Source organism: Pseudomonas fluorescens (genome assembly GCF_002837185.1).
In the GTDB taxonomy this organism is placed as follows: Bacteria; Pseudomonadota; Gammaproteobacteria; order Pseudomonadales; family Pseudomonadaceae; genus Aquipseudomonas; species Aquipseudomonas fluorescens_AM.
Genome location: NZ_KZ477993.1, coordinates 137,804 through 164,750, shown reverse-complemented (window position 1 = coordinate 164,750; position 26,947 = coordinate 137,804). Strand labels below are relative to the sequence as shown.

The following is a 26,947-nucleotide window of genomic DNA, read 5'->3' as shown; positions in this document are numbered from 1 at the left end:
CACACAATGTGGGAGGGGGCTTGCCCCCGATGGCAGTGCGTCAGTCACTTATTTGTTAACTGACCACCGCTATCGGGGGCAAGCCCCCTCCCACATTTTGATCTGCATTTCGTCAGTTCAGTACGGCAGCGCCAACTCTCTGGGCCTTGCGACGACTGGCAACAAACAGCCCCGCCAACACCACCAGCAAGCTCAGAATGCCGGTCGCGATGATTTCGACCCGATGGGCTTCCTGGAACAGCATGATGGTCAATGTACCGACGATAAACACCATCACCGCGTAGGTCAGGCCCGGAAACAGCCACATCTTGAAGACAATCTTCTCACCCGCCGCCGTACGCTTCTGACGCATGCGCAGTTGCGACACTGCGATCACCAGGTACACCAGCAAGGCAATCGCGCCGGAACTGGCCAGCAGGAATTCAAAGACCGCCGCCGGTGCCACATAGTTGGCAAATACCGCCAGGAACGCAGCGCCGGTGGACAGCAGCACCGCCCAGTAAGGCGTACCGCTTTTATTGGTGCGCTTGGCCACAGCCGGGGCATCGCCACGACGGCCCAGGGAGAACAGCATGCGCGAGGCGGTGTACAGCGCCGAGTTAAGGCAACTGGTCACGGCAACCAATACCACCAGGTCGACGATCAGCTTGGCATTCGGGATGCCCATGCGCTCGAGCACGGTCTGGTAGGAACCCACGGCAGCCAGTGTCGGATCATTCCACGGCACCAGGGACACGACGATGAAGATCGACAAGAGATAGAACAAACCAATCCGCCAGATCACCGAGTTGGTAGCCTTGGTGATTTGCTGGCCAGGATTCTTCGACTCCGCGGCGGCAATGGTGACGATCTCAGTGCCCATGAACGAGAACATGGTGGTCAGGATCGCTGCCAGCACCGCGCCCATGCCGTTCGGCATAAAGCCTTGGGTGTCGAACAGATGCGATACGCCGCTGACCTGGCTGGTAGGCAGAAAGCCGAAAATCGCCGCCAGGCCGAGAATGACAAAGCCTACGATTGCCACGACCTTGATCAGTGCAAACCAGAACTCGAACTCACCGTAGTTCTTCACACTGAACAGATTGGTCGCGGTCAGCAGCAAGGTAATGATCAAGGTAAAGGCCCAGATCGCCACGTCGGGGAACCAGGCATGCAGGATGGTCGCCGCCGCATTGGCTTCCAGCGGAATCACCAGCACCCAGAACCACCAGTACAACCAGCCGATGGTGAAACCGGCCCAGTGGCCGATTGCTCGGTCGGCGTAAGTCGAGAACGAACCCGTATCAGGCGACGCAACGGCCATCTCGGCCAGCATGCGCATCACCAGTACCACCAGCGTACCGGCAGCCGCATAGGCCAGCAGTACGGCCGGGCCGGCTGCGGCAATCGCGTGGCCGGAGCCGACAAACAAACCGGCACCGATCACGCCGGCAATCGACAGCATGGTGACATGCCGCGGTTTGAGCCCCTGTTCGAGGTCATTGGAGCTTTGCGTACTACTCATTGACACACCTTTGCGAGGAATTGCGAAAACGGTTCGCCGGGCCTGCGGTGTTTCTCGTGAAAAGAAACCAACAGGGCGTTCTTTATTTTTTACGCAAGATTTGCGCCAAAATGTAACAGAGGCACAGTTGACGCGGGCTGTAGGAAAGTTCAGCAGTGATCGCAAGTCTTTGAGAACAATGGCATTCCGCTATAGCGTTACCGAGCGACTCACCCTGCGGACGAACAGGTGCACCAAAAGCACACACAAAAAGTGCGTGACGCTCCATAAAAGCGCTGATACGCGCCGTTTGCCCGGTTAACCCTTCCAACACCTGCCCAAAGCTGGCACCATCGCGCCCTTTTTTACGCGAAGCCTGTAGATGCTCCGGGTTCAAACGTCTGTTCGGTTGTAGATGGCGCGACACGCCGCTGCGCCGATGCGACACCCTGCCGCAGACCACCCGTTAACCGTCCGCAGCGCTGTTGGCTGTCATCCAAACGCTATGCTAGCTTGGCGCCTCGCCAGGAAGGCGGCCCAACAGCGAAGATCGCAACGAACACAATGAGGACCGCACATGGCCGAGGCCACGCCCGCGCTTGAAATCCGCAACTTGCATAAACGCTATGGTGAGCTGGAGGTACTCAAAGGTATCTCGCTGACCGCTCGCGACGGCGATGTGATCTCGATCCTGGGTTCCTCCGGCTCCGGCAAGTCCACCTTCCTGCGCTGCATCAACCTGCTCGAAAACCCGCACCAGGGGCAGATCCTGGTGGCCGGTGAAGAACTCAAGCTCAAGGCCGCTAAAAACGGTGAATTGTTTGCCGCCGACGGCAAGCAGATCAACCGCCTGCGCAGCGAAATCGGTTTTGTGTTTCAAAACTTTAACCTGTGGCCGCACATGAGCATCCTCGACAACATCATCGAGGCGCCCCGCCGTGTACTCGGCCAGAGCAAGGCCGAAGCGATAGAAGTGGCCGAGGCCCTGCTGGCCAAGGTCGGCATCGCTGACAAGCGCCACGCCTACCCGGCGCAACTGTCCGGTGGTCAGCAACAACGCGCCGCCATTGCGCGTACGCTGGCAATGCAGCCTAAAGTCATTCTGTTCGATGAGCCGACGTCGGCGCTTGACCCGGAAATGGTCCAGGAAGTACTTAATGTGATCCGCGCGCTGGCCGAAGAAGGCCGCACCATGCTGCTGGTCACCCACGAAATGGGCTTCGCCCGCCAAGTGTCCAGCGAAGTGGTGTTCCTGCACCAGGGCCTGGTCGAAGAGCAAGGATCGCCACAGCAGGTATTCGACAACCCGCTTTCGGCGCGCTGCAAACAATTCATGTCCAGCAACCGCTAACGGAGCAACATGCATGCAGACCTATAAAAAATTCCTTCTGGCCGCGGCCGTCTCGATGGCGTTCAGCGCCACGGCCATGGCAGAAACCTTGAAGATGGGGATCGAAGCGGCCTATCCGCCCTTCAACAATAAAGACGCCAGCGGCAATGTCGTCGGTTTCGACAAGGACATCGGCGACGCCCTGTGCGCCAAGATGAAAGTCGAGAAGTGCGAAGTGTATGTGTCCGACTGGGACGGCATCATCCCGGCCCTGAACGCCAAGAAGTTCGACTTCCTGGTGTCCTCGCTGTCCATCACCGATGAACGCAAGCAGGCTGTCGACTTTACCGACCCGTACTACTCCAACAAGCTGCAGTTCATCGCGCCAAAAGCCACCGCCGACTTCAAGCCCGACGCCGCCTACCTCAAAGGCAAGGTGATCGGTGCACAACGTGCAACCCTGGCTGGCACCTACCTGGAAGACAAGCTGCCGGACACCGAGGCCAAGCTGTATGACACCCAGGAAAACGCCTACCTCGACCTGACGTCCGGCCGCCTCGACGGCATCCTGGCCGACAAGTACGTGCAGTACGAGTGGCTCAAGAGCAAAGACGGTTCGGCCTATGAGTTCAAGGGCGACCCGGTTGTAGAGAGCGACAAGATCGGCATCGCCGTCCGCAAGGGCGACCCGCTGCGCGAGCGCCTGAACAAAGCCCTGGCAGAGATCAAGGCAGACGGCACCTACAAGAAGATCAACGACAAGTACTTCCCGTTCAGCATCGAATGATCTGAACGGCCTGCCCGGCGCGCTCACCTGAGCGCGTCGGCTTTCAGCAATGCCTGCCGCGATATGAAAACACCATGAATTTCGATCTCTACGGATTCGGCCCGGCGCTTGCCGCCGGCGCGCTGATGACCGTCAAACTGGCGCTCACGGCCCTGTGCCTGGGGCTGGTGCTGGGTCTGGCCGGTGCCCTGGCCAAGACTTCACCGTACAAGCCGTTGCAGTGGCTGGGCGGTGCCTATTCGACCATCGTTCGCGGCATTCCCGAATTGCTGTGGGTGCTGCTGATTTATTTCGGCACCGTCAACCTGATGCGTGCCCTCGGGGAGTTCTTTGGTAACCCCGACCTTTCCCTGAGTGCCTTTGCCGCCGGGGTCATCGCCCTGGGCCTGTGCTTTGGCGCCTACGCCACGGAAGTGTTTCGCGGCGCGATCCTCGCCATTCCCAAGGGCCACCGCGAAGCCGGTGTGGCATTGGGGCTGTCGAGATTCCGGATTTTCACGCGACTGATCATGCCGCAGATGTGGCGCATCGCCCTGCCCGGCCTGGGCAACCTGTTCATGATCCTGATGAAGGACACGGCGCTGGTGTCAGTGATCGGCCTGGAAGAAATCATGCGCCACGCGCAGATCGGCGTAACCGTGACCAAGCAGCCGTTCACCTTCTTCATGGTCGCCGCATTCATGTACCTGGGTCTGACCGTACTGGCCATGACCAGCATGCACTTCCTGGAAAAACGCGCCGCCCGCGGCTTTGCAAGGAGCGCCCAATGAGCGGTGATTACAGCTGGCTGTCGCATTTCGACCTGGGCCTGAACTGGGCGGTGATCATCAAGTGGCTGCCCAAATTGGCCCAGGGCGCAACCCTGACCCTGGAGTTGGTGGCAATCGCCGTGATTGCCGGTCTGTTACTGGCGATCCCGCTCGGTATCGCTCGCTCGTCGCGCCGCTGGTACGTGAGCGCCCTGCCCTATGGCTACATTTTCTTCTTCCGTGGCACGCCATTGCTGGTGCAGTTGTTCCTGGTCTATTACGGCCTGGCGCAGTTCGACGCCGTGCGCAACAGCTTCATGTGGCCCTACCTGCGCGATCCGTTCTGGTGCGCCACGGCCACCATGACCCTGCACACCGCCGCCTATATCGCTGAAATCCTGCGCGGTGCGATCCAGGCCATTCCCCCGGGCGAGATCGAAGCCGCTCGCGCCCTGGGTATGTCCAGGCCCAAGACACTGTTCTACATCATCCTGCCCCGCGCCTCGCGTATCGGCCTGCCGGCCTATAGCAACGAAGTGATCCTGATGCTCAAGGCCAGCGCCCTGGCCAGTACCGTGACCTTGCTGGAACTGACCGGCATGGCGCGGACCATCATCGCCCGCACCTACCTGCCGGTGGAAATCTTCTTCGCGGCCGGGCTGTTCTACCTGTTGATGGCCTATGTGCTGGTGCGCGGTTTCAAACTGCTGGAGAAATGGCTGCGCGTCGATGCGTGCCAAGGACGTTGAGGCACGCTTCCAGGCACTGGATGCGTTTCTGATCGAGCACCAAGGGCTGTGGCGACCACGGCCCTTTACCCATCTGCAATTACCCTGGGAAACCGAGCATTGCGCGTTATCGCAGTGGCTACGCCAGCGCTCGCTGGACGACGCCGAAGCCTGTCACAATGCCCCCCACGACCTGCCGGCGCCCGCGCCTTTTCCACAACTGGCGGCACAGGCCCTGCGCCTGGGCACTGTGGGTAAGTTGCCGACACACGCGCTTGCATCCGCTCACCATCGCCTGAATGTCGACGTTCCGGGCCGTAAATGGCAACAGATCGAAGCCTTCGGCGCCGCCCTGAATTTTGCCGCAACGCCCCACCACTGGCTGGACTGGTGCGCCGGCAAAGGCCACCTCGGCCGCCGCCTGCTGCAACCCGGCCAACAGCTGACCTGCCTGGAATATGACCCGGCCCTGATTGCCTCAGGCAAAGCCTTGAGCGATCACCACGGCTTGCCCGTCACCCATCGCCTGCAGGACGTGATGGCAGACGTAGCAATCAGCTCCGAGCACACCCCAGTCGCCCTGCACGCTTGCGGCGACCTCCACGTGCGCATGCTGCAAGTGGCCAGCGCTGCCGGCTGCAAACAACTGGCGCTGGCGCCGTGCTGCTATAACCGTATCAACGCCGATCGCTATACAGCGCTGTCCGCGACCGGGCGCGGCTCCCCCCTGCACCTGTCAATCGATGACCTGGGCCTGCCGCTGAGCGCAACCGTCACCGCGGGCAAACGCGTACGCCAGCAACGCGATACGTCCATGGCTCGGCGCCTGGGCTTCGACCGCCTGCAACGGCAACTGCGCGGATGTGACGACTACCTGCCCACGCCCTCCCTGCCCGCCAAATGGCTGGATAAATCCTTCGCTGAATATTGCCGGGAGCTGGCAAGCCTCAAGGGCTTAGCCACAGGTGAACAGGATTGGCTCGCCCTGGAAGCCCATGGCTGGCGTCGACTGGCCGAAGTACGAAACCTGGAGTTGGTCAGAGGCCTGTTTCGTCGCCCGCTGGAATTGTGGCTGGTGTTGGATCGGGCACTGTTCCTGATGGAGCAGGGCTACAACATCGAGTTGGGCAGCTTCTGTGAACCGACCCTCACGCCACGCAACTTGATGGTGCTGGCCCAGCGCGATTAAGGGGCGAAAATTCCTACAGCGCCCTGTGGATAACTCTGTTGATGAATTCTTTACGGAGGCTGTAACCATCAGCGCTACAGACCAAAAGCAGCACTGGTCATTTTTTGTTCACACAATAAAACGCACACAAAACAGGCAGTTGCAGCGTGTTGAGAACGCCTCCACACAATGGCTGTTATGTGACGCCTGTTACTAACGGATTGTGCATAAGCATCTGAGCCAAACTATATAAACCGCGCTTTCACGCGGTTTTTTTCAGCCCCTTCAGCAGCAGGCACAGCGCATTGATATCGTCACTGGCGAGCCGCTTCGTCACGTTATCCAACGGGTCTGCCGCAAAGGCCAACGCCTCGTTGATCGCCATGTCGCGATGAACTTCAAGCGGCTCTTTGCCAAGCCGATGTTTGAACGCCTCGACCATATCCAGGCTGAACACATTGCTTTCATCCACCTGGTTAACCACCACGTGCACGGCAGGTGGGCACTGGCCTTCAAGATGCGGCGCGAACAGCGCGTCCAGATGATCCAGCGTGCCAAGGCACGCCGCGTCCGGATGCACGACGACCAACACCACATCGGCAACGTTCAGCGCCTGGTGGCAATACACGTTATTGCCGGCCGGCGTATCGATAATCACCGTCTGCCGCTCGCTCAAGCCCAATGACCCAAGACGTCGCGCCAGCCAATCGGGCTCCTGCTTGAGCCAACGCTCCAGATTCTCCTGCTGCTGGACATCGATATCACCGAAGGTAATCACCCGACACCCGGCAAAACCCGACTGCTGCAGCGGGCCCCATTGTCCATGGTCCAGGCTGGTGCGCCCGATACCCGGCAATGTACAACTGACGCCAAAGTGGTGATGCAAGGCATTCTGCGGGTCCAGATCCAGCGCCACCACCGACGCCCCATGGCGCTGCAAACCGCTGCTCAACGCCGTCACCAGCGTGCTGCGACCGACACCACCATTGATAGACACCAGCGCCACTATTTTTGGACGCAACACAGGGGTCTCCACAGGCTGGAGAGATTGATGAGATGATTCAGGAATACTGCCGAAAACGCGCATTCGTGCATTGATGCCATCGGCACCATGAGTGACGTCCTTGCCGAATAACGCCAGGATTTCCCTGCCAAGACCCATAGCTTGCTCCTCACGACGCAACTTAAGACGTGAAGCTCGGCAAGCGCGGGTACTTACCGCAGGTCTTATTATTAGGCGCCCTTGTATGGGGCATTCTGTAACAACAGGGTGGCAAGTGTCATTATTTTGGTGCTATTGGCGATCGAATTTTGGATGAACGGTAAGTAGTCAATTTTATGACCTTCTTTGATGCGTTATCTGTACGGGCTTTCGAGCGGTGAACATGTGGAAAAAACCCGGCGATCGCAAAAAACCACAGGGTTTGCAAAAATAGTCAGAATTCAGGGGTTTACAGAACCTTTTCAGTCGCTATAATCGTCGCCCTAACATGCCGGTATAGCTCAGTTGGTAGAGCAACTGACTTGTAATCAGTAGGTCCCGGGTTCGACTCCTGGTGCCGGCACCATACAAGGTTCCAGAGAAGGCTTTCAAAATCTCTGGAACCCCCGAAAACCCGCCTTCTGGCGGGTTTTTTCGTTTTGGCGTTCCATCGGTTTCCGTCAGAAACTGGTGGATTCCAACCGTTTTAGGGGTAGTGTTAGGGGTAAGGTAATTCGATAAAGGGGGAGTACCCTTATGTCGCGCACCACTGCTCCACTCTCCGATTCGGCTTGCCGCTCAGCCAAGCCCACCGACCGCGCTTACAAGCTTTTCGACGGCGACGGCCTCTACCTTCTAGTCCAACCCAATGGCCGTAAAGGCTGGCGTCTCAGGTATGTCAAACCTGATGGACGCGAAGGACTGACCTCGTTCGGCAGCTATCCCGTGGTCTGTCTCGCCGATGCACGTAACAAGCGCCTGGAGGTCAAGCGGATGCTGGCGAAAGGCATCGACCCCATAGAGACCAAACACCAAGCCAAGACGCAGGCCGCAATCAAAGGCCGAACCTTTGAAAGCGCTGCACTGGAATGGCACAAAGCGATGTCTGCCAAATGGGCTCCGGGCCATGCCAAGACGGTCCTGAGCCGCCTCAAAACCCATGTCTTCCCGCTGATCGGCGCTCGCTCCATTGTCGATCTGGACACCCACGACCTGATGCAACCTCTGGAAGCGATCCAGAAGCGCGGCACGATTGACGTCGCTTTAAGGGTACAAAACTACCTGCAAAGCATCATGCGCGAGGCGAAGCGTGCTCGACAGATCGCGGCAAACCCTGCCTCCGACCTTGAAGGTTTGATCAAAGCTCCGAGGGTGATTCACCGCCCTGCTTTACCCTTATCGCGTCTGCCTGAATTGCAGGAGCGTATCGACACCTACAGAGGTCGCGCACTTACCCGGCTGACGGTCATGCTCTCGCTGCACGTGTTCGTCCGCTCCAGCGAACTGCGCTTCGCCCGCTGGAGCGAGTTCGACCTCAAGCGCGGCACCTGGGAGATACCGGACACTCGACCCGCGCTGGACGGCGTTCCCTTTTCAACAAGGGGTACGAAGATGGCCGGGGACATCCACCTTGTACCCTTATCGCCGCAAGCCGTGGCCCTGCTTGAACAGATCCACGCCCTCACCGGCAAATTCGACCTGGTGTTTGCAGGCGATGCCAAGCCCTGGAAACCCATGTCTGAAAACACGGTGAATAGCGCACTCAGAAAGATGGGCTACGACACCAAAACGGAAATCTGCGGTCATGGCTTTCGCTCAATGGCCTGTAGCGCACTGATTGAATCAGGACTGTGGTCCGAGACCGCTATTGAAAGGCAGATGAGTCACAAGGAACGCAACAACGTCCGCGCCGCATACATCCACAAGGCCGAGTTCATTGAGGAGCGCAGGCTGATCATGAACTGGTGGAGCCGGTATCTGGAGGCCAACCGGCAGGAACATGTCACTCCACACGAATTCGCGAACCAGACGGGGGCGAACGTCACTCGCCTAAAAGCAAAACGTGGCGCAACCGAGTAAGCGCTCGGTCTTCATATCTCAGTGATCCGCTTGTCCACGCGGGTCCATCCAAACAGGGCTGCAAAGCCGCCCTGTTTGGATGGACCTCACTTAAAAATCTAAAGCCCACGCAACTGTCTGTGGAAAACCACTGATTTCCACCGGTGGATAATTTCATCCACAGCCGCAGCACTCCCGAAAATTCGAGCCTTGACCCGAATTATCCACAGGCGTAGAAAAGATCGGGCAAAGCGCTGTCGTTGACAGCAACCCAGGTAGCCAGAACCTTTGAGGCTACGCCACACCGTGGTGGTTCTCCCAAAGTGCGATTAGCGTCCGGCGGCTCGCACGGTCACAGCGATGTGATGGATGCCTACTTTTACCAGTGTGCCCACTGTGGCAACTCATCCCCTTTTCATAGCTGCCCTGCAGCAACCTATCCGCTTGGCCATTTCCTTGTGCCAACCTGCGCCCGTCTCTTTCTCCCGGAAAGAGACGGGCGCTCCTACCACTGCTGCAGCCCTACTCGTACAAGGCATTGCGGCATTTCCCCTCGTGACAATCGGCGTGACAAACACCGGAAAGTCACCAGCAACAGCGATGCAGATGATGGTGCCGCAGCCTACAGAATGGACTGCACCTGACTGACAGCCAGGCACGCCCCGGTCATCGCTTCACTGCCTTCACCTGACTCAGGATCTCGCGGCACCGGTCTCGTCAGCCAGTGCAGCCTCCACCCGCCCACTTCCTCGGAAGTGCTCAGGAGGCCAGATCATGAGATGCCCAAGCTCCCGGTCGTAAAGAGCCGCCAGTCCTGCGTTAGTGGACAACCCTCACAGGTCGCAGGGGCCTTGATCCCTGATAACACTCAACATCCGTGGCGGGATGACGTGGGGAAAGCTTCAAGGGTTTTGGCTTCGAGAGGAGTTGGATCATGGCATTGGTCGGTAGACGGGATGGGCGCAATTTTGGCTATGGGCGACAACTGAGTTATGCCGGGCCGCAGGCGCTGAAAGATCTATTTGGCGACGGGCATTACGGCACGATCAAAGCGCACAGTGATCGGTGGCGGGCGTTTGTGCGCTGGTGTCGGTCCGAAGGTGGGCCGGAATTCAACGATGCGAGGAAGATCAATCGGCAGACCTTGCTGGACTACGCCGGGTACCTACGCCAGCAAGTTGAAAATGGTGAGCTTGCCATCGCGACTGCGCAAAACCGATTGTCCAGCGTCAACAGAACCATGGCAGCGCTTCGTGGTGATCAGTATGTAAGGGTGGCAAGTCCGAGCAAGGTGCTTGGGATGCAGCGCACCGGCGTCCGCACCATGCCTCCGCAAGGCCAGGACCGCGATCACGTAAAACGTATCGTCGACGTCCTCTCTGAACATCTGCAACCGCGCGCCGCGGCCATCGCTCAGTTGGCGCGAGCAACCGGCATGCGCCTGCGAGAGGCCATTTTGGCTGATCTTCCTCGACTGCAAAGGGAGGCCGAACGATACGGCAAGATCAACATTCAAGATGGCACCAAAGGTGGCCGCTCGGGTGCGTCGGCGCCTCGTTGGATCTGGGTGGATAATCATATTCGTGAAGCGCTCACGTACGCCAAGCATGCCTCTCCCGTCGGAAGCGACAACTTGCTTGCACTGAACGAAAGCTACCTAGACTTTCAACAGCGAATCATCCGCCCTGCACGGGACATCCTTCACGCGCACAACCTCAAGGGATTCCACGAATTGCGTGCGGCCTACGCATGCGAACGGTATGAGCAGATTACAAACCAACTTGCGCCAATCAAAGGAGGTAGTTGCTACCAGCTCGACCAACACCTCGATCAGGAGGCACGCGCACAAATCAGCTATGAGCTGGGGCACGGTCGTATCGACGTAGTTTCGGCTTATATCGGTGGCCGAGCATGAGCAAGCCATTCGATATGGAGGTATTCCTCGCGGGAGTCATGAGCGGATCGCAAACGACACGTCAGCGCCACCTACACCAAGCAAAAGCCATCCAAGAAGCTATAGCTGTGCGCTGGCACCGAGACAATCCGTGGACTTGGCAGCGAAAACATCTCGTCTGGTTCTTAAATCAGCACGTGAACCAGCGAGCAGAATCAACGCGCTATTACTATATATTGACCGTAAACTTACTCACTCTTCGTCTAGGAAAGTCTTGGCAATTCCAAATCATCAGCAAAGCCAACCACCCACATTGAGCACCTCACCATCAATACATAATACAGAGACCATCCAAGATGGTCTCTTTAACAACAGAAGCAGGCACACATAAAAAATCAGAGCCCTTAATTAACCGCAAAGACTTGTTTAAAGTCTAAGCCCTCAGCATCCAAATTATACTTTTTGAATTTATATTGCATATAAGCCGACATTTCATCTTCGTGCGTGGAAAGAATTATTTGCCTATCGGAAAACTCCGCCCTTAACAAATCAACAAACCCAGCAACATTTATATCATCTAGTGTTTGGACAGGATCATCAATCAACAAAATAGCGTTCCTTGCGTACCTCTTATTTAAAGCCAGCGTAAATGAAAGCACCAAGGAAGAAAGCTGCCCTGAACTCATAGAGAATATTACATCATGCAATTTTTTAGGGTTTTCTCGAAATGATAGATTCTTACCATCGGTTTCAATAAAAATTCCAAGACCACTTTGAAAGTTCTGCAAAAGCCGCCCTGAATATATATGAAATAGCACTTCAATGCCTTTAGCAATTGACGCTACATAAGAGTTCAAATTTTCATTATAAATATCCCTGAGCTTACTTAGAGCCTTATCCAGATAAATGGCTTTCTTGTAAATATCTTCGGCCGCACTATAGGATTTTTCCTTATCCTTGATATCGCCATAGATACTTCTAGTATAGGCTGCCTTCACATAGGAAATTTTTCTATCAATCGAATCCAATTCAAGACTTAAAGCTGCATTATCATCTTCCAGAAAAACCTGCTCAAAAATCTCTTGAAAATCCTCATCAATAGAATCATGATCGACAACGCGATACAAAGCACTAACAGCCTCACCAAGCCTGTTAACGTCCAAAGATTCTTGCAAGTCAAAGCTTATACAGTAAAAAGGTCTTACATCAATATCATAAGATAGGTATGCACGCACAAGCTTACGCAAATACGAAACCTGCTCCTCTCGAAGCTCTGTGATTTTTTTCTTATAATCTATAGAGTCTTTCTGAACAGCAGCGTGTTCGCCTATAGCTTTGCGAATAGGACCTAAGACTTTCCTTTCAAACAGTTCTATATTTCGTTTCAGCGCTTCTCCATTAACATCAACAAGGGTCTCTAGAACTAATCTTTGGGATTCCATGTGACGCAGTAACTCGTCGTACGACTTCCAGTCATAGCCACATGCAGGACAATTGGGATCATCATGACTTATATGTTCAGAGGAGTACTTGGAAACAAATAGATCTCGAGCAGCCTTCAATTCATTGTAAGCAAGTTCGACGGCGCTTGAGTTCTCCACAATCAATTTTATTTCAGCAACAGCCTGTGAAAAATCATTGTAGTTCAACTCAAAACCAAAACTATCAAACACTTCAGAATCAAACTTCAAATCTTCTTTTAACGACGAGGGAATCCCGCTTTCAAATTTACTTAAAAAGTCCACACCAAAATCATAAAGAGCGACATCATTTTTATATACTGCGATCGAATCCAGACGACCACCAAACCTTAGTAGGCTCTCAAGCGCCTCCTGCTTTGGCTTCAGGACCTTATCAATCTTAGAGTTATATTTGGAGTTAATAAAATTATCTACTCCTTCTATAAATTTCCTAAGCCTATTCAATGCCCCTTCATCGCCTAACCAGGTAGCTATAATTGAAGACTTGACTACGATATCTTCATGATCCCATGGCTGATGAGTAGCAGAGATTAATCTTTGAAAAGGTTCGCTTACGTTTTCATTCCCGACATTAACAGATCGATGCAACTGCTCAATCTCTGTTTTTCGCGAACTCAAGTCTTCCCTTTTCGCAGTTGTCTTTAGGCTGGCGATCAACTCTTTCGCGCTGTCAATTTTTTTAATTTTTTCTCTGTAATCCCCCACATCAAACAAGTGGTCAATTTTCTGCTGCTTAGTCGATGCTTTGCTCTTTAAAATAGCTGTATTATCTTCTTGCTCGATGTAATGAAAAAGCTTGAAATCTCGTAGATAACCGACCCCAAGTATTGCTCCTAAGAAAGACTCTTCATCCTGAACTAACCGCCCCTCCCCATCTATACTAGTCAACTCATAGAGCTTAAACAGCTTTAATCCAAGCCCCTTCCCTTTATCCAGCTTATCCTTACTCGCGCTTCTTTTTAAATAAAATAGTCCATGACTGGTTTCAATCTCCGCCACAATTGAAATTTCAGCCCCTGGAACCGCTTGGTCATGGACTATTGGGCTTCCTAAGGCTATCGAGCGTTTATCAACTACGGAGTTTTCCAAGTTATTGTAGCGGCCAATATCGCCGGTCAGAAGAAACTCTACAGCATCAAAAAAAGAGGTTTTCCCAAACCCATTAGGCCCATCCAAGATTGCCAAGTTACAACTACCAATCTCAAATTGATGAGCCACAAATGCTTTGAAGTTTTTCAGAACAAGTTTCTTAATATTTAACTTCATGGCCGGCCTCAGCTATTTTATCAACCAAATTTTTCAATAGAGACTCGGCGCTATCAAATCCATCAACATTCAAATCAAGCACACTGGACTCAATAAACGATAAGAGTTCCGGTTGTTTTGTGCTGCTAATTTTTTCGCGATGTCGAATGTAAAGCCCTTCTATATCAGCCGCTTCACCTTCTCCGATATCTATAAATCCAAGTTTTATGACCACCCTATAAATTAATTCCTCCCAGCTTTCAGTGCCCAAAGAGTTTTTATAACTGGAAAAAACATCAGGGTTGTTCACCGAGTTTAAAATCAAATCTGCAACATTCCCCTCTCCGAGCCTTTCATTTAGGCTAACTATCTCGGCATCTGTATGGTAGAGCACATGTTTCTTGAAAAAAAATAAATCTTCTTCCGTAGCATGTACCTCAGAAATAATTTTATCGGTGATTTTTTCGACAGGCCAAATACAAACTAGGCTCGTATTTTTCTCGATCGCAGGGTTTCGGTATATCTCTCGGCATTTAGTCAGCCAGGAATGCTGGTTCTCAATTACAGTTCGCGGCGAGGACTCTACAACCAGCCAGTATGCCTCCTTACTAATCTCGTCAGGTGCGAACAGGCTAAACTCTTCAGTCAACGTCTCTGAATAATTATGTCTAGAGAATAATTCAGCTAAGAGTTGCTTCATTTCTTAATCCCGCTTGGCAAATTAGCAATAGACACCAACGCTACATCTTTAAACTTATTAAATTTAGTATGATCATGAAGTGCACCACCTCGCGGCCCAACATTCGCGACCGAAAATATAGAATCTGCATCTATATCAGTAGTTATCAATGTTCCACTTTCATAGAGAAATTCGACATCATGCTTTAGGGCATTATCGACAATTTTTTTACAAATAGCACCGGCACTCTTCTTTCCTTGGTGAATTGCCGTTGGGTAATAACTGCACCCAGAAAACTCCCAGAAAAAACCTGCGTTCCGCGTCCCATCATTGAAGTCAGGCTCAATTAGATCATCGAAAACTCTAAACAATCCATACTGGAGATCATCAGAGTTTACAGACTCATCCTTGTATTCCGCCAAGGAGTTAAACCGTCCTTTTTTACTAGGTAAAATTGAGCGCATAAACACTTTTAGCTTTTCAACATCAAATTTATTAATCCTAGCAACGCACCTTCCTAATTTATCTAAATCCTCACGCACCAAGTCGCTCTCATCGCAAAAATCGGAATAGTAACTACCAATGTCTTTAATTATTACCGAAAAGAAATAACTCTCACAAAGTATGGCAGAAGTTAACTCGACAGATAAAATATCGAAAAAATCCAAGAAACTAATTTTCTCTCTATTTGCAATCTGTCGCTGAACCGCCCCTTTGGTAAGCTGGATTTCAGCGTGCATCGAGATTATCTTACTTACTATAATATCCTCTAGAAGATTTCTCGACCACTGTAAATAATCCGATACAGTTTTATGCTTTGAGCCTGGCTCATACTTACTATAAAACTCGCATATAAGCTTTTCCAGTAGCGAGTCAACTTCTGATAGCGCACAGTAACTTTCCGCTTGTGCAATTTTCTTGTAACTATAAAAAACTGCAGGCGAGTAAACACTACTGAAATCAGCAGGGAGGATAATGTCCTTGGAAACATGAAATAAGACCTTGCACCCAGGATATGCCTTTGACTTTTCGACTTGTTCGGTTATCGCCTCAGAATAAGCGGAAAAGTCATCGCTTTTATACGCTTTAACTTGATGCATGGACTGACATACACCATCTAATAAGATGGCAAAATCATCGATACTATCAAGTTGCAATGCGAATTTTTTACTATCAACCGCATTTTCCAACATCAAACTAAGGCAGTGATACAGCGCAATTTTTCCTTGATATATATATCCACCCCAAGTCGCAACCGCTGTATGAGGCAAGCTTGCTTCAACACTATTTTTCACCATAGTTCTAAACCTTCAACTGCAGATTTAAATATCTGCGGCTTCAAATTGGCATGTAGTTACATTCCGGCCTGCGCAACTAGACCGAAACGACGTAGCAAGCATGTGATAATCCATAAATGCCTACTTGTATTTTTATCTTGGATAGTCTGAATCTGATTTGTACAGCGTGGCTTATATAAAGGATATGGCGACATGCCGGGTTGGCTAAGGGACGTCCAAGGCTGGCCCTCAAAAATTGGCCGTAGCATCATCTGGCAACCCAATTCCACTTATTGGATTGATCGAATATATCTTCGGGAAGGACGATTTTACGTTGGCTTTCCATGCCCAGACTCCCATATGAATCGTTGACGGCGCAATGCCACTACTGACACTACCGTTTAGCGCCTAAACCGTAAAGGACCGAAGAAGATAAGGGGTGCTGACGCGCTGAAAAAGGCTTATGAGGCGACTATAGCCCCATTTGAAGCGATGCAGAGGAGGCCCGGAATCCAACCCTTGAGGCGAAAGAGGCCTCAACGCGCAAATTCGCCATGAACGGACAGGGGCGAATTGATGTGTTGTCGCCGGCGACACCAGGAAATGTAGAACTGAGAACAAACTGAGGATAGTCAAAGAGGTAGAACTGACTTGATCGCATGATAACTGTATTGAAAACAATTACTTATTTTTCGATTCGACTCCTGGTGCCTCGCGACATCGAGAAAGGCTCACCGTAAGGTGGGCCTTTTTTTGTGCGCGTTTGGTTTTTGCAGGAGCTGTCGAAGGCTACGAAGGCGTCATCCAATACAGCGACGAGGCCTGCGATACCTCACTCTGTAAGAGCCGAGCTTGCTCGTGATCGCAATCTCAAGACTAATTGAGCAACAAGGGCATGAACGTCGTTGCAGCATTCAATCAGGCGCGTTCAATCTCGCTACCAGCGTCGCCCGGGAGCAACGGCGCCTCAGCCAAACAGCATTTGCTGCCAATGACGCTCACCAACAATGGCTATCGGCGCCCCCGCTTCGCGAAGCTCTACCGCCTTCATGATTTTGGTGCCATAACTGCTGTGACGCCATTGCTCGTTACCGATGCTGCCAACGACCAGATAATGCACTTTCTTACTCACCCCTCCAGCAATCAGCGCCCCACGCTCTTCTATCAACGCTTGGCAATCCTTGCGGGGCCCGTAAGCCATGATCCCGGTGAAAACGAACATCTTACCGTCCCAGATCAGATCAGGCGCGGGTGCATTGAAAGGCAAATCGTTAGGCGCGACAAAACCCGGTTCAACACCCTTAGGAGGTTGTAAAGGCAGGCCAGAGAAGCTTTGCAAAAGACTAAGCAGCTCTTGGGATTCGTCAGGGTCCAAGACGTTGTCTTGAAGCATGCTGGATAAGCGGGAGTACAGAAGATTTATCACTGGATCATCAAGATGAACCAAATTGGTGTCCAGCCACTGTTTTAAAAATAGAGCTTCGCCAGTGGTCACCACTCCATCAGCCGTCAAGCCAGCGGCCAAGCCAACTAATGCGTCTGCGGAGCGACGGTCGATCCGAGCGCTATGAAAAAATTTACTTTTTTCGAACTCGTTGTGTAGATCCATTACGACCTTCCTTGTCATACGGTTGCTGATCTTCTCGATACTAGCCTGGAGACATCATCCGATGAAAGGCGTTGGAGCGACGATGACTCGGGATGAGCGCCACCAACATTCGCAAACTTGATTTCATCCTGCCTGGTAGATCGGCTAGTCAGCCGTTGGGCAAGCTCAAAACACGTTCTGACGATATGGTGCGCAAGGTCAGAAAGGTTTAATCCAGAGGGGGGGTAGGCCTGGCCTACGTGGCCCTTTACGACTCAATCGACAACGCCCCACCCATCCGCGCCCTGCACACCTCCAAAATCTCATCCGCCAACGCCGAATCATCCGGACAGGCGCGCGACAACATGATCGCGCCAACCGCCCGCGCCAGCAGGTCGATCATTTTCGCCCTGGCCTCCTCAGGCGCTTCATCCGGGCCGGTCGGGCATTTTTCGCCGAGCGTCTGCAACATGTGCTCAATGCCCTGCGCAAAGGCCGACTTCAACTCCCCCGACTGACGCGCCGCGTCGCCGCATAGCGCCGCCATGGGGCAACCCGTGGCGCGGCCGTCGCGATGTTCCCTGGATACGTATAGATCGATGAAGTCCTTCACGCTGAGTTTTTCGGCGCTGGCCAAGGATTGCGCGAGGCTGTTGGCCGAGGCTTCGGCCATCAGGTCCGCCTTGGAACCGAAATGTTTGTAGAAGCCGCCATGGGTGAAGCCGGCGGCAGCCATCAGGTCGGCCACGCCGACGCCGTCAAAGCCGCGCTCGCGAAACACCACTGAAGCCGTTTCGACAATGTGCTCCCGGTTTGCCTGGGCCTGGGCCTTGGATACGCGCATGTTCGCTACCTCGCTACCGCTGAATTCATTGGCTAATGATACATAGATGTCGTTCATAATCAAAACCGTTGACAGTTTAGATTTCGATCATCATCCTAATCACAAGCGTCATGACTTTCACCCACGGGCACGGAACAAACACCCATGAGCGATCTGAATCTGTTTACTCCCTACACACTGGGCACCCTGACGCTGTCGAACCGTGTGGTTCTCGCGCCACTGACGCGTAACCGCGCCGGCGAGGGTCTCGTCCCGAGTGAGTTCGCAACTGCCTATTACAGCCAGCGGGCCAGCGCGGGCTTGCTGATTTCCGAAGCCTCGCAGATCTCGCAGCAGGGCCAGGGTTATCAAGACACGCCGGGCATTTACACGCAGGCGCAGATAGAAGGATGGCGCCAGGTGACCGATGCCGTGCATGCCAAGGGTGGGAAAATGTTCCTGCAGCTGTGGCATGTGGGCCGTGTTTCCCATGTGGATCTGCAACCCCAAGGCGCGGCGCCGGTCGCGCCTTCCGCGCTTCGGCCCGCGACCAAAGTGTTCGTCAATAATCGCTTCGAGGACGTTTCCGAGCCGCGAGCATTGGAGACTGACGAACTGCCGGGCATCGTCAATGATTTCCGCCAAGCAGCGGCAAACGCCATCGCCGCAGGTTTCGATGGCGTGGAGATCCACGGTGCGAACGGCTATTTGCTGGATCAGTTCATCAAGGACGGCGCCAACCAGCGTACGGATGCCTACGGCGGTTCGATCACAAACCGGGCGCGGCTGTTGCTTGAAGTGACGGCTGCGGTGGTTGCCGAGGTTGGTGCCGATCGCACGGGCATCCGCCTTTCGCCGGTGTCGCCGGCCAATAGTGTATCGAGCAGCGACCCACAAGCGCAGTTCGACTACATCGTCGACCAACTCAATGCGCTGGACATCGTTTATCTGCACGTCGTCGAAGGCGCGACCGGTGGGCCACGCGACGTGGCGCCCTTTGATTTCGACGCCTTGCGTCAGCGCTTCAGGAACACCTACATCGCCAACAACGGCTATGACCTGGACCTGGCCGAGGCGCGCCTTGCGCATGACAAGGCCGACCTGATCGCCTTTGGTCGCCCTTTTATCGCCAACCCCGATCTGGTGGAGCGGTTCAAGGCCGGTGCGTCACTGTCCGCCTTCGACCCCGCCACGCTCTACGGCGGCGGTGCGACGGGCTACATCGACTACCCGACGCTGGCCGAATCAAGCGCTGCCGAGAACCGATAGAGCCTGGTTTTATCCGCATCAATCCCACTCCCTGTTCCTGATAAAGAGCTGACATCATGACTACTCGCCCTACCGTTCTCATCACTGGCGCCTCCACTGGCATCGGCGCGGTTTATGCCGAGCGTTTCGCCCAACGCGGGCATGATCTGGTGTTGGTCGCCCGCGATCACTCACGTCTGGAAACGCTTGCCGCCACCTTGCGTGGCGAACACAACGTCGCCATCGAAGTGCTCCAGGCCGACCTGACGCAACTCGGCGACCTGCACACCGTCGAAGCGCGCCTGCGCGATGATGCGCGCATCGGCATCCTCGTCAACAATGCCGGCGCCGCACAATCGGGCACTTTTATCGAGCAAAGCACTGACAGCGTTGCGCAACTGGTGGCCCTCAACACCACCGCGCTGGTGCGGCTCGTAAGCGCCATTGCACCGCGCCTGGCCAAGGCAGGTGAAGGCGCAATCATCAACATCGGTTCGGTGGTGGGGCTGGCGCCTGAGTTCGGCATGTCGGTGTATGGCGCGACCAAGGCGTTTGTGCTGTTCCTGTCCCAAGGCCTGAGCCTGGAATTGTCGCCTCAGGGTGTTTACGTGCAAGCCGTGCTGCCCGCCGCGACCCGCACGGAGATCTGGGATCGCGCCGGTATCGATATCAACACCTTGAGCGAAATCATGGAAGTGGGTGAGCTGGTGGATGCCGCACTGCTTGGCTTCGACCGTCGCGAACCGGTGACCATTCCTGCGCTGCAGGAAGGCGAGCGTTGGGATGCGCTGCAAACCGCGCGCCAGGGACTGTTGGCGCAGATCAAGCAATCCACCGTGGCACAGCGCTATCTACCATGAAGGCATTTTTTATCGATCGCTACGGCAAGCAGAATGGAGTGATTGGCCAAGTGCCTGACCCTGTGGTCGGTGTGCATGACGTGCTGATCCAGGTACATGCAGCGAGCGTGAACCCGCTGGACGCGAAGATCAGCACGGGGGAGTTCAAACTGATCCTGCCCTATAGGTTTCCATTGATATTGGGCAATGATCTGGCCGGGGTGGTGGTTCGCACAGGTGCGGCGGTCACGCGATTCAAGCCGGGAGACGAGGTCTATGCACGTCCTCCCGAGTCACGGATCGGGACCTTTGCCGAGTTGATCGCCGTGCATGAAAACGCGCTGGCGTTCAAACCCGCGAACCTGAGCATGGCCGAAGCGGCGGCCATGCCCTTGGCCGCCTTGACGGCCTGGCAGGTGCTGGTTGAAACCGCCCAGGTGAAAAGAGGCCAGAAGGTGTTGATTCACGCCGGTTCCGGCGGCGTCGGCACGCTTGCCATCCAGCTCGCCAAACACCTCGGCGCCTTCGTTGCGACCACCACCAGTAGCGCGAATGTCGAATGGGTGAAAGCACTTGGGGCGGATGTGGTTATCGATTACAAACAGCAGGATTTTGCCAACGAGTTGCGCGATTTCGACGTGGTATTGAACAGTCTCGGCAGCGATGTACTGGAGAAATCACTCAAGGTGCTCAAGCCTGGCGGACAGCTTATTTCTCTGTCAGGACCGCCGACCGCGCAATTTGCCCAAGCGCAAGGCTTGCCCTGGGTGCTGGGGCAGGTCATGCGCCTGCTGAGCAGCGGCATTCGCAGGAAAGCCCGCAAGCGCGGGGTGAGCTATGCCTTTTTGTTCATGCAGGCCGATGGAATACAACTGCAGAAAATAACTGCGCTGATCGAGGCGGGCGTTATCAAACCGGTCATCGATCGCTCCTTCCCTTTCGAATCGACCGCAGAGGCGTTGCGGTACGTCGAGCAAGGCAGGGCAAAAGGCAAAGTCACCATCACCCTCCAATAAGCATGCTTTTCAAGCATAAAAAAACCCCGAGCCAGTCGGGGTTTTTTATTGCCTGGCATCAGGCACGACGTGCGATCAATCAGAAAACATTGATCGGGTAGTCGGCGAACAGGCGCAGCTCGTTACCGCCTACGTTGTAGTTGCTGGCGTTGTTGGAAACGCGCAACCACGAGGCACGCGCACGCAGGCTCAGGTCTTTGGCCGGGCCGCTCTGGACCACGTACTTGAACTGGTTCCAGATTTCACGCTCGGTGCCATCGCCACGGCCGGTGCCGTCGTCGATGTTGGTACCGCGCACGTAGGCAACGTTGTAGGTCAGGCCCGGTACGCCGAAGGTAGTGAAGTCGATGCCGTAGCCGGCCTGCCAGGAGCGCTCGTCCTTGCCGTTGAAGTCGGACCAGTAGGAGTTGGCCAGCAGGATGGTATTGCCGCCATCGCCGATGCCGCCGGCGTTGCGGTAGCCGCCGTACAGGTAGCCGGTGTCGCCGGTGCTGCGCTGGTGAGCGATGGTGAAGCTGTGCGGGCCAACAGCCCAGGTAGCGCCCAGGCTCCAGATTTTGTTGTCGCGGGCGTCCGCATCACCTTGGTTTTCCAGGGCGAAGCTGCGGTCCAGCTTGGTTTTGTAGCCGTTGAAGTCAAAGGTCAGCGACTGTTTCTCTGGCAGCGCCAGCACGTAGTTGACGTTGACGTATTGCTTCTTCAGCACGTCCTGCATATCGGAGGCGTACAAGGCAGCCGACAGGCTTTCGGTGAATTTGTAGCTGCCACCGATGTAGTTGATGCTCTTCAGGCGGCCGCTGTCGCTGCCTTCGGCGCTCTTGCGCGCTTCCTTGGTGAAGTGACCGGCGTCCAGTTGCAGGCCGGCGATTTCCTTGGAAACGATCGAGGTGCCCTCGTAGGTTTCCGACAACAGGCGCGAGTTGTCGTACTGCAGGACCGGCACGGCTGGCATCTGCTGACCGTATTTGATCACGGTGTTGGAAATACGCGCCTTGACGGCTGCGCCGCCCTTGGCCAGGTCGTTGGCCGCTTCGCCGCTGTCGCCTTGCTTGAAGAAGTCGATACCGCCGGCGCCGCTGCGACCTTTACCGCCGTCCAGACGGATGGCGTATTGGCCGATCACGTCCACACCCACCCCTACAGTGCCCTGGGTGAAGCCGGACTCGAACTTGCCGATGAAGCCCTGGCCCCACTCTGCTTTGTCCTGCTTGCCGTTTTTGTAATCACGGCTGATGTAGGCGTTGCGTGCTGCAATGTTCAGGTGGCTGTCTTCAACGAAACCCTTGGATTGCTCCTGGTCGTTCGCCATGGCTGTCGATGCGCTCAAAATCCCCAGAGCGATCAGACTCATCCGTTGCTTCAACATTTTCTTATATTCCTTATTACTGGTTGAGTACGCGCTATGACACCAGGCCCCTATCACTTTCCGGTGTCGACCTTCTCCAGAAAAAACAAGGCCCGCGGACGACTGAACTGCCGCGGGCCTTTTCTTATTGGATGAGTCATGGCTGTCAGCCACAGGCGTTGGACGCAATCCTATGCGCGGGTTGAACTATGTGTCAATTTCGTGAACCACCTGTATTTAGGCTAAATAATTCTAAGCACAGACCTATTGCACTTGGGTAAACGTCCAAAAATCCCATCGCCCCCCGCAAAAAAACACACTATGTAACAAATTAGTAGGCGATACGTTTGGGAATAGATCACGCGAGCGAATGCAAAGCATTACCATTCGCGTACTTTCTCTTCCCTGACAATTCGGACACATTTTCCCATGCCTGCCCCTCGCCTGATGCCGTTTTTCCTTGGGCTTTCTACTGTGCTGTCTGCCGGTTTTGCCTGTGCCACCACGGTGTTGCCCGCCACCTCGATCAGCGCAGAAATCGACGAAGACGACCCACGCACCCAGCAAAGCAACACCGCCACGCGCACTGCGACTGCCGTGCGTTACGTACCCCAGGCGATCGATTCGGTGAAAACCGACAGCCTGCGCGCCTATGGCACCAACGATCTGGGCCAGGCGTTGAGCGGTATTCCCAACGTCAGCAGCGGCGCCGACACGCGCTTCGACAGCCTGCGTATCCGCGGTTTCGATGCGAGCAATGACTTCTACCTGGACGGCATCCGCGACGACAGCCAATACGTACGCGACCTGCATAACATCGAGCGTATCGAGGTGCTAAAGGGCCCGGCAGCGGTGCTCTACGGGCGCGGCGGCCAGGGCGGGATCGTCAACCGTGTGAGCAAACTGCCAACCCCCGGCCGCGTATCCAGCCTCGAAGCCCAGGGTGGCAGCAACGATCTGCGCAGCGTGTACGCTGACCTGAGTACCGATCCCACCGACAACATCAGCCTGCGCCTGAACATGGGCAACCAGGACAACAACAGCTTTCGCGATGGCGTCAGTGGCAACCGCCAGTTGTTCGCGCCGTCGATGAGCTGGCAGCTCACGCCCGAGCTGAACTGGCTGGTGCAATACGAATACAGCCGCTACAACCGCACACCGGACCGCGGCATTCCGGGCGTCAATGGGCGCCCTGCGGATGTGAGTCGCAGCACCACCTATTTCTCCAGCGGCGATTACATCGATGACACCTCCCAGTCCCTGCGCTCAAAGCTTGCCTATGAGCTCAACGACAACTGGCAACTGCGCCACACCCTGGGCGTGTTCAAGCTCGACAGCGATTTCGACAACACCTACCAGACCGGATACGACGCAAGAACCAACACCGTCAGCCGCCAGCATTGGCAGCAGGACCTGACCACCCGCAACGTGTTCAACAATCTCGAACTGGAAGGGGGGTTCGATACCTTCGGGCTGGAGCACCGCCTGCTTACCGGGATTGAACTGGGCAGCCAGCGCCGCGACCCGAAACTCTACTCGGCCACCGCGCCCAATCGGGGCGGCCAGGCTGTACCGAGCCTGGACCTCACCCAGCCCAACCGTCACCTGCGCCACACCGGGCGCATGAGCGTTTCGAGCGACAACCACACTGAAGTCGAAAGCCGCGCCTTGTACGTGCAGGATCAATTGCGCCTGAACGATCAGTGGCAACTGTTGGGCGGGCTGCGTTATGACCGCTTCGAAGTGGACACCACCAACAAGCTGCTCAACACTCAGCAGGACGTCAAAAGCCACAGCACCAGCCCCCGCGTCGGCCTGGTGTGGACGCCGCTGGAGCATCACTCCTTCTATGCCTCGTGGAGCAAGACGTTCTCCCCGGCAGGCGGCGGTTTGATCGGCATCACACCGAACGCCGCCGGCAGCGTCAACGACCTGAGCCCCGAGTTGACCAAACAGAAGGAAATCGGGGTGAAAAGCGAATGGCTTGACGACCGTTTGAGCACCACCCTGGCCGTGTACGAACTTGAACTCTACAACCGTCGCACCAGCGACCCGCTGGACCGCACCATTACCCTGCTGACGGGCAAGCAACGTTCGCGCGGCATCGAGCTGACAGCCACCGGCAAGGTCGTCGGCAATTGGTACGTGCGCGGCGGCGTCGGCCTGCAGGATGCCAAGGTCGAGGAGGACAACAATGGTTTCGAAGGCAAGCGCATCAGCGACGTGGCCAAGCGCAATGCCAGCATGTTCATCACCTGGAAACCGCAGATGGGCTGGTATGCGGAAACCGGCCTGACCCTGGTCGGTGACCGCTATGCCGACAACCTCAACACCGTGGTGTTACCCGGTTATGGTCGCTGGGACGCGCTGGCCGGGTTCCGTCAGAAAGAATGGGACGTGAGGGCAGCGCTGAACAATATCGCCGACAAACACTATTACGCTTCAGCCACCAGCGCCGCGCAGATTCAGCCGGGTGAGCCGCGTAGCGTGGTGGTGACAGGCACCTACAGTTTCTAGTGTTTCTCCAGGGCAACGCAGTTGGCGTGGCAGCTCTTTAGTGACTCATCAGCTCGCACAACACCCGCACCTCATCCTCCGTGAACAAACCCGCCGGGTAGCGTTCACTCATCACGCTGCGCAAGTCTGGCTGTTGCCTGACTTGTCGCGAGCCGTTTTCCTTCAACCAGAGCCCCAGCGCGTGGATCGCATCGCCATCGACCCGCACCGGGTGGAACGTGCGCGTGAACATCGGGTTGATTTGTGCATTCATTTCAGCGCTCTCTCCTGCTGCGTGAGCGGCTAACTTACTCAAGGTATGTGACAGAACAATGCGGTCTTGGGCTGAGTCTCTGTCGTTTATCTGCGATACAAGAGCTATGCCAATATCCCGTATTTACGGGTATTGAGCCGCAAAAAAGCCCGCGACCTTGCCGGGCCGCGGGCTTGCTTGGAACGCTGCGATTGCGCAGTACTCACTCGCCATCAAGGCGCTGTTACAACTGCACTCAATTTCTCTGTGGGGCGGGTTGCTGCTGGGTCAGGCAGTGAATATTGCCGCCCCCCAGTAACAGTTCGCGGCCCGGCACCATCACCACTTCGTGTTGTGGGAACAGGTTCTGCAGGATCTGCTTGGCCTGGTGATCCAGCGGGTCATCGAAGCTCGGCGCGATGATGCCGCCGTTGACGATCAGGAAGTTGACGTAGGAACCGGCCAACCGCACGCTCGGATTACGTTCCTGGCTACCGTCCACCGGATCGACACCGGCACATTCTTCCTCGGTGGCATACAGCGGCCCTGGGATCGGCATCTTATGCACCGTGAACGAGCGGCCCTGGGCGTCAGTGCTGCTTTGCAGTACGTCCATGGCGGCATGGCAACGCGCGTAGTTCGGGTCTTGCGGGTCATCGGTCCAGGCCAGCAGCACTTCACCTGGGCGCACGTAGCAACAGAAGTTATCCACATGGCCGTCGGTTTCGTCGTTGAACAGTCCATCCGGCAACCAGATGATCTTGTCCACAGCCAGGTTGGCGCTGAGGACTGCTTCGATGGCCGCACGGTCCAGGTGCGGATTGCGGTTGCGATTCAACAGGCACTCTTCGGTGGTGATCAGGGTGCCTTCGCCGTCGACGTGAATCGAACCGCCCTCCAGCACGAAGCCTTCGGTGCGATAACGTGAGGCGCGCTCGATCTCGAGAATCTTGCCGCCCACTTGTGAGTCGCGGTTCCACGGCGCATACAAACCGCCGTCAAACCCGCCCCAGGCGTTGAAATCCCAATTCACACCGCGCACTTCGCCACTGTCGTTGATCACGAACGTCGGGCCGGTGTCCCGTACCCAGGCGTCGTCGCTGGACATCTCCACCACGCGGATATTCGGCACGTCCAGGCGGCTGCGGGCGTTTTCGTACTGGCCGGCGGAAACCGCAACGGTCACCGGTTCAAACCGTGCAATGGCCTTGGCCACGGCCACGTGGGCCGCCTGCGCCGGCTTGCCGCCCAGGCGCCAGTTGTCCGGGCGCTCGGGCCAGATCATCCAGGTCTGGGTCTGTGGCGCCCATTCGGCGGGCATATGAAAGCCATCGGCGCGAGGCGTGCTGTGCAAGGTGGTCATGACGATCAGGGCTCCGAATGGGGTAAAAGCCGACTTTATAACGGATAAATATCGGCTTTAGTAGTTAAAAAACAGGGCGCACAATAAATTCAATCGGTTAAAACCGATATCAATC

22 protein-coding genes and 1 tRNA gene are annotated in these 26,947 nt (G+C 55.2%); 13 read left to right on the top strand and 10 right to left on the bottom strand.

Annotation, left to right across the window (positions count from 1 at the left end; all coding sequences use genetic code 11):
• Positions 1-112 precede the first annotated feature (112 nt).
• Positions 113-1,504 carry a GABA permease gene (gene gabP, locus CIB54_RS11360; protein ID WP_101219820.1) on the bottom strand — a complete coding sequence of 464 codons (1,392 nt, stop codon included), beginning with the start codon at positions 1,502-1,504 and terminating at the stop codon, positions 113-115.
• Between the two features lie 556 nt (positions 1,505-2,060).
• Between gabP and CIB54_RS11355 the strand changes: the two genes are divergently transcribed.
• The 5 genes from CIB54_RS11355 (at position 2,061) to CIB54_RS11335 (ending at position 6,266) form a co-directional block, all read left to right on the top strand.
• Complete coding sequence (locus CIB54_RS11355) at positions 2,061-2,834, top strand: ABC transporter ATP-binding protein (RefSeq protein ID WP_065932620.1); 774 nt, start codon at positions 2,061-2,063, stop codon at positions 2,832-2,834.
• Positions 2,835-2,847: 13 nt separating this feature from the next.
• Positions 2,848-3,600, top strand: a complete 753-nt coding sequence (locus CIB54_RS11350) for an ABC transporter substrate-binding protein (RefSeq protein WP_057725474.1) — start codon at positions 2,848-2,850, stop codon at positions 3,598-3,600.
• 74 nt (positions 3,601-3,674) lie between these two features.
• Entirely contained in the window at positions 3,675-4,370 is a 696-nt protein-coding gene (locus CIB54_RS11345; protein ID WP_065950065.1) for an ABC transporter permease, read from the top strand.
• A 38-nt stretch (positions 4,371-4,408) separates the two neighbouring features.
• Positions 4,409-5,098: an ABC transporter permease gene (locus CIB54_RS11340; protein WP_065950184.1), complete on the top strand. Its 690-nt coding sequence runs from the start codon at positions 4,409-4,411 to the stop codon at positions 5,096-5,098.
• Positions 5,079-6,266, top strand: a complete 1,188-nt coding sequence (locus CIB54_RS11335) for a methyltransferase (RefSeq protein WP_101219819.1) — start codon at positions 5,079-5,081, stop codon at positions 6,264-6,266. Before CIB54_RS11340 ends, CIB54_RS11335 begins: the two co-directional genes overlap by 20 nt.
• A 241-nt stretch (positions 6,267-6,507) precedes the next feature.
• On the opposite strand, the gene bcsQ is transcribed toward CIB54_RS11335, so the two are convergent.
• Positions 6,508-7,407, bottom strand: a complete 900-nt coding sequence (gene bcsQ / locus CIB54_RS11330) for a cellulose biosynthesis protein BcsQ (RefSeq protein WP_101219818.1) — start codon at positions 7,405-7,407, stop codon at positions 6,508-6,510.
• 330 nt (positions 7,408-7,737) lie between these two features.
• Between bcsQ and CIB54_RS11325 the strand changes: the two genes are divergently transcribed.
• The 4 genes from CIB54_RS11325 to CIB54_RS11305 all read left to right on the top strand — a co-directional run bounded on the left by CIB54_RS11325 (position 7,738) and on the right by CIB54_RS11305 (position 11,496).
• Positions 7,738-7,813, top strand: a tRNA-Thr gene (locus CIB54_RS11325).
• A gap of 170 nt (positions 7,814-7,983) precedes the next feature.
• Complete coding sequence (locus CIB54_RS11320) at positions 7,984-9,306, top strand: tyrosine-type recombinase/integrase (protein ID WP_101219817.1); 1,323 nt, start codon at positions 7,984-7,986, stop codon at positions 9,304-9,306.
• Positions 9,307-10,219: 913 nt separating this feature from the next.
• On the top strand, positions 10,220-11,200 hold the full coding sequence (locus CIB54_RS11310) for an integrase domain-containing protein (protein ID WP_101219816.1): 981 nt from the start codon (positions 10,220-10,222) through the stop codon (positions 11,198-11,200).
• Positions 11,197-11,496: a hypothetical protein gene (locus tag CIB54_RS11305; RefSeq protein ID WP_101219815.1), complete on the top strand. Its 300-nt coding sequence runs from the start codon at positions 11,197-11,199 to the stop codon at positions 11,494-11,496. The genes CIB54_RS11310 and CIB54_RS11305 overlap by 4 nt, the downstream gene beginning before the upstream one ends.
• Positions 11,497-11,583: 87 nt before the next feature.
• Here CIB54_RS11305 and CIB54_RS11300 read toward each other — a convergent pair whose 3' ends face one another.
• The 5 genes from CIB54_RS11300 to CIB54_RS11280 form a co-directional block, all read right to left on the bottom strand.
• On the bottom strand, positions 11,584-13,926 hold the full coding sequence (locus CIB54_RS11300; RefSeq protein WP_101219814.1) for an ATP-binding protein: 2,343 nt from the start codon (positions 13,924-13,926) through the stop codon (positions 11,584-11,586).
• Positions 13,910-14,605: an ABC-three component system middle component 1 gene (locus tag CIB54_RS11295; RefSeq protein WP_101219813.1), complete on the bottom strand. Its 696-nt coding sequence runs from the start codon at positions 14,603-14,605 to the stop codon at positions 13,910-13,912. The genes CIB54_RS11300 and CIB54_RS11295 overlap by 17 nt, the downstream gene beginning before the upstream one ends.
• Positions 14,602-15,882: an ABC-three component system protein gene (locus CIB54_RS11290; protein ID WP_157829710.1), complete on the bottom strand. Its 1,281-nt coding sequence runs from the start codon at positions 15,880-15,882 to the stop codon at positions 14,602-14,604. The genes CIB54_RS11295 and CIB54_RS11290 overlap by 4 nt, the downstream gene beginning before the upstream one ends.
• A gap of 946 nt (positions 15,883-16,828) precedes the next feature.
• Positions 16,829-17,470 (bottom strand): BRCT domain-containing protein, encoded by a 642-nt coding sequence (locus CIB54_RS11285; protein ID WP_101219811.1) that lies wholly within the window; start codon positions 17,468-17,470, stop codon positions 16,829-16,831.
• Between the two features lie 247 nt (positions 17,471-17,717).
• Positions 17,718-18,293: a TetR/AcrR family transcriptional regulator gene (locus CIB54_RS11280; RefSeq protein WP_101219840.1), complete on the bottom strand. Its 576-nt coding sequence runs from the start codon at positions 18,291-18,293 to the stop codon at positions 17,718-17,720.
• Between the two features lie 144 nt (positions 18,294-18,437).
• Here CIB54_RS11280 and CIB54_RS11275 point away from each other — a divergent pair, with 144 nt between their 5' ends.
• The 3 genes from CIB54_RS11275 to CIB54_RS11265 are packed head-to-tail and all read left to right on the top strand — an operon-like array spanning position 18,438 to position 21,375.
• Positions 18,438-19,541 (top strand): alkene reductase, encoded by a 1,104-nt coding sequence (locus CIB54_RS11275; RefSeq protein WP_101219810.1) that lies wholly within the window; start codon positions 18,438-18,440, stop codon positions 19,539-19,541.
• Positions 19,542-19,597: 56 nt separating this feature from the next.
• Positions 19,598-20,380, top strand: a complete 783-nt coding sequence (locus CIB54_RS11270; protein ID WP_101219809.1) for an SDR family NAD(P)-dependent oxidoreductase — start codon at positions 19,598-19,600, stop codon at positions 20,378-20,380.
• Entirely contained in the window at positions 20,377-21,375 is a 999-nt protein-coding gene (locus CIB54_RS11265) for an NADP-dependent oxidoreductase (RefSeq protein WP_101219808.1), read from the top strand. Before CIB54_RS11270 ends, CIB54_RS11265 begins: the two co-directional genes overlap by 4 nt.
• A 79-nt stretch (positions 21,376-21,454) precedes the next feature.
• Here CIB54_RS11265 and CIB54_RS11260 read toward each other — a convergent pair whose 3' ends face one another.
• On the bottom strand, positions 21,455-22,741 hold the full coding sequence (locus CIB54_RS11260; protein WP_065932609.1) for an OprD family porin: 1,287 nt from the start codon (positions 22,739-22,741) through the stop codon (positions 21,455-21,457).
• A gap of 408 nt (positions 22,742-23,149) precedes the next feature.
• On the opposite strand from CIB54_RS11260, the gene CIB54_RS11255 reads away from it, so the two are divergent.
• Positions 23,150-25,237, top strand: coding sequence for a TonB-dependent receptor (locus tag CIB54_RS11255; protein ID WP_101219807.1), 2,088 nt, complete (start codon positions 23,150-23,152; stop codon positions 25,235-25,237).
• Positions 25,238-25,274: 37 nt separating this feature from the next.
• Here the strand turns inward: CIB54_RS11255 and CIB54_RS11250 are convergent, their stop codons facing one another.
• Both CIB54_RS11250 and aguA read right to left on the bottom strand, forming a co-directional pair.
• On the bottom strand, positions 25,275-25,490 hold the full coding sequence (locus CIB54_RS11250) for a hypothetical protein (protein ID WP_101219806.1): 216 nt from the start codon (positions 25,488-25,490) through the stop codon (positions 25,275-25,277).
• A gap of 235 nt (positions 25,491-25,725) precedes the next feature.
• A complete protein-coding gene (aguA, locus tag CIB54_RS11245) occupies positions 25,726-26,832 on the bottom strand; it encodes an agmatine deiminase (RefSeq protein ID WP_057725458.1) in 1,107 nt (368 codons plus the stop codon).
• Between the last annotated feature and the right edge of the window lie 115 nt (positions 26,833-26,947).

What these genes read in the sequence shown, in the direction of transcription:
- CIB54_RS11355 (WP_065932620.1), top strand. Translation starts at nt 2,061, where the DNA reads ATGGCCGAGGCCACGCCCGCGCTTGAAATCCGCAACTTGCATAAACGC.
- CIB54_RS11280 (WP_101219840.1), bottom strand. Translation starts at nt 18,293, where the DNA reads ATGCGCGTATCCAAGGCCCAGGCCCAGGCAAACCGGGAGCACATTGTC.
- aguA (WP_057725458.1), bottom strand. Translation starts at nt 26,832, where the DNA reads ATGACCACCTTGCACAGCACGCCTCGCGCCGATGGCTTTCATATGCCC.
- CIB54_RS11260 (WP_065932609.1), bottom strand. Translation starts at nt 22,741, where the DNA reads ATGTTGAAGCAACGGATGAGTCTGATCGCTCTGGGGATTTTGAGCGCA.
- CIB54_RS11295 (WP_101219813.1), bottom strand. Translation starts at nt 14,605, where the DNA reads ATGAAGCAACTCTTAGCTGAATTATTCTCTAGACATAATTATTCAGAG.
- CIB54_RS11300 (WP_101219814.1), bottom strand. Translation starts at nt 13,926, where the DNA reads ATGAAGTTAAATATTAAGAAACTTGTTCTGAAAAACTTCAAAGCATTT.
- CIB54_RS11335 (WP_101219819.1), top strand. Translation starts at nt 5,079, where the DNA reads ATGCGTGCCAAGGACGTTGAGGCACGCTTCCAGGCACTGGATGCGTTT.
- CIB54_RS11345 (WP_065950065.1), top strand. Translation starts at nt 3,675, where the DNA reads ATGAATTTCGATCTCTACGGATTCGGCCCGGCGCTTGCCGCCGGCGCG.
- CIB54_RS11305 (WP_101219815.1), top strand. Translation starts at nt 11,197, where the DNA reads ATGAGCAAGCCATTCGATATGGAGGTATTCCTCGCGGGAGTCATGAGC.
- CIB54_RS11275 (WP_101219810.1), top strand. Translation starts at nt 18,438, where the DNA reads ATGAGCGATCTGAATCTGTTTACTCCCTACACACTGGGCACCCTGACG.
- gabP (WP_101219820.1), bottom strand. Translation starts at nt 1,504, where the DNA reads ATGAGTAGTACGCAAAGCTCCAATGACCTCGAACAGGGGCTCAAACCG.
- CIB54_RS11290 (WP_157829710.1), bottom strand. Translation starts at nt 15,882, where the DNA reads ATGGTGAAAAATAGTGTTGAAGCAAGCTTGCCTCATACAGCGGTTGCG.
- bcsQ (WP_101219818.1), bottom strand. Translation starts at nt 7,407, where the DNA reads ATGGGTCTTGGCAGGGAAATCCTGGCGTTATTCGGCAAGGACGTCACT.
- CIB54_RS11320 (WP_101219817.1), top strand. Translation starts at nt 7,984, where the DNA reads ATGTCGCGCACCACTGCTCCACTCTCCGATTCGGCTTGCCGCTCAGCC.
- CIB54_RS11250 (WP_101219806.1), bottom strand. Translation starts at nt 25,490, where the DNA reads ATGAATGCACAAATCAACCCGATGTTCACGCGCACGTTCCACCCGGTG.
- CIB54_RS11270 (WP_101219809.1), top strand. Translation starts at nt 19,598, where the DNA reads ATGACTACTCGCCCTACCGTTCTCATCACTGGCGCCTCCACTGGCATC.
- CIB54_RS11350 (WP_057725474.1), top strand. Translation starts at nt 2,848, where the DNA reads ATGCAGACCTATAAAAAATTCCTTCTGGCCGCGGCCGTCTCGATGGCG.
- CIB54_RS11310 (WP_101219816.1), top strand. Translation starts at nt 10,220, where the DNA reads ATGGCATTGGTCGGTAGACGGGATGGGCGCAATTTTGGCTATGGGCGA.
- CIB54_RS11255 (WP_101219807.1), top strand. Translation starts at nt 23,150, where the DNA reads ATGCCTGCCCCTCGCCTGATGCCGTTTTTCCTTGGGCTTTCTACTGTG.
- CIB54_RS11265 (WP_101219808.1), top strand. Translation starts at nt 20,377, where the DNA reads ATGAAGGCATTTTTTATCGATCGCTACGGCAAGCAGAATGGAGTGATT.
- CIB54_RS11285 (WP_101219811.1), bottom strand. Translation starts at nt 17,470, where the DNA reads ATGGATCTACACAACGAGTTCGAAAAAAGTAAATTTTTTCATAGCGCT.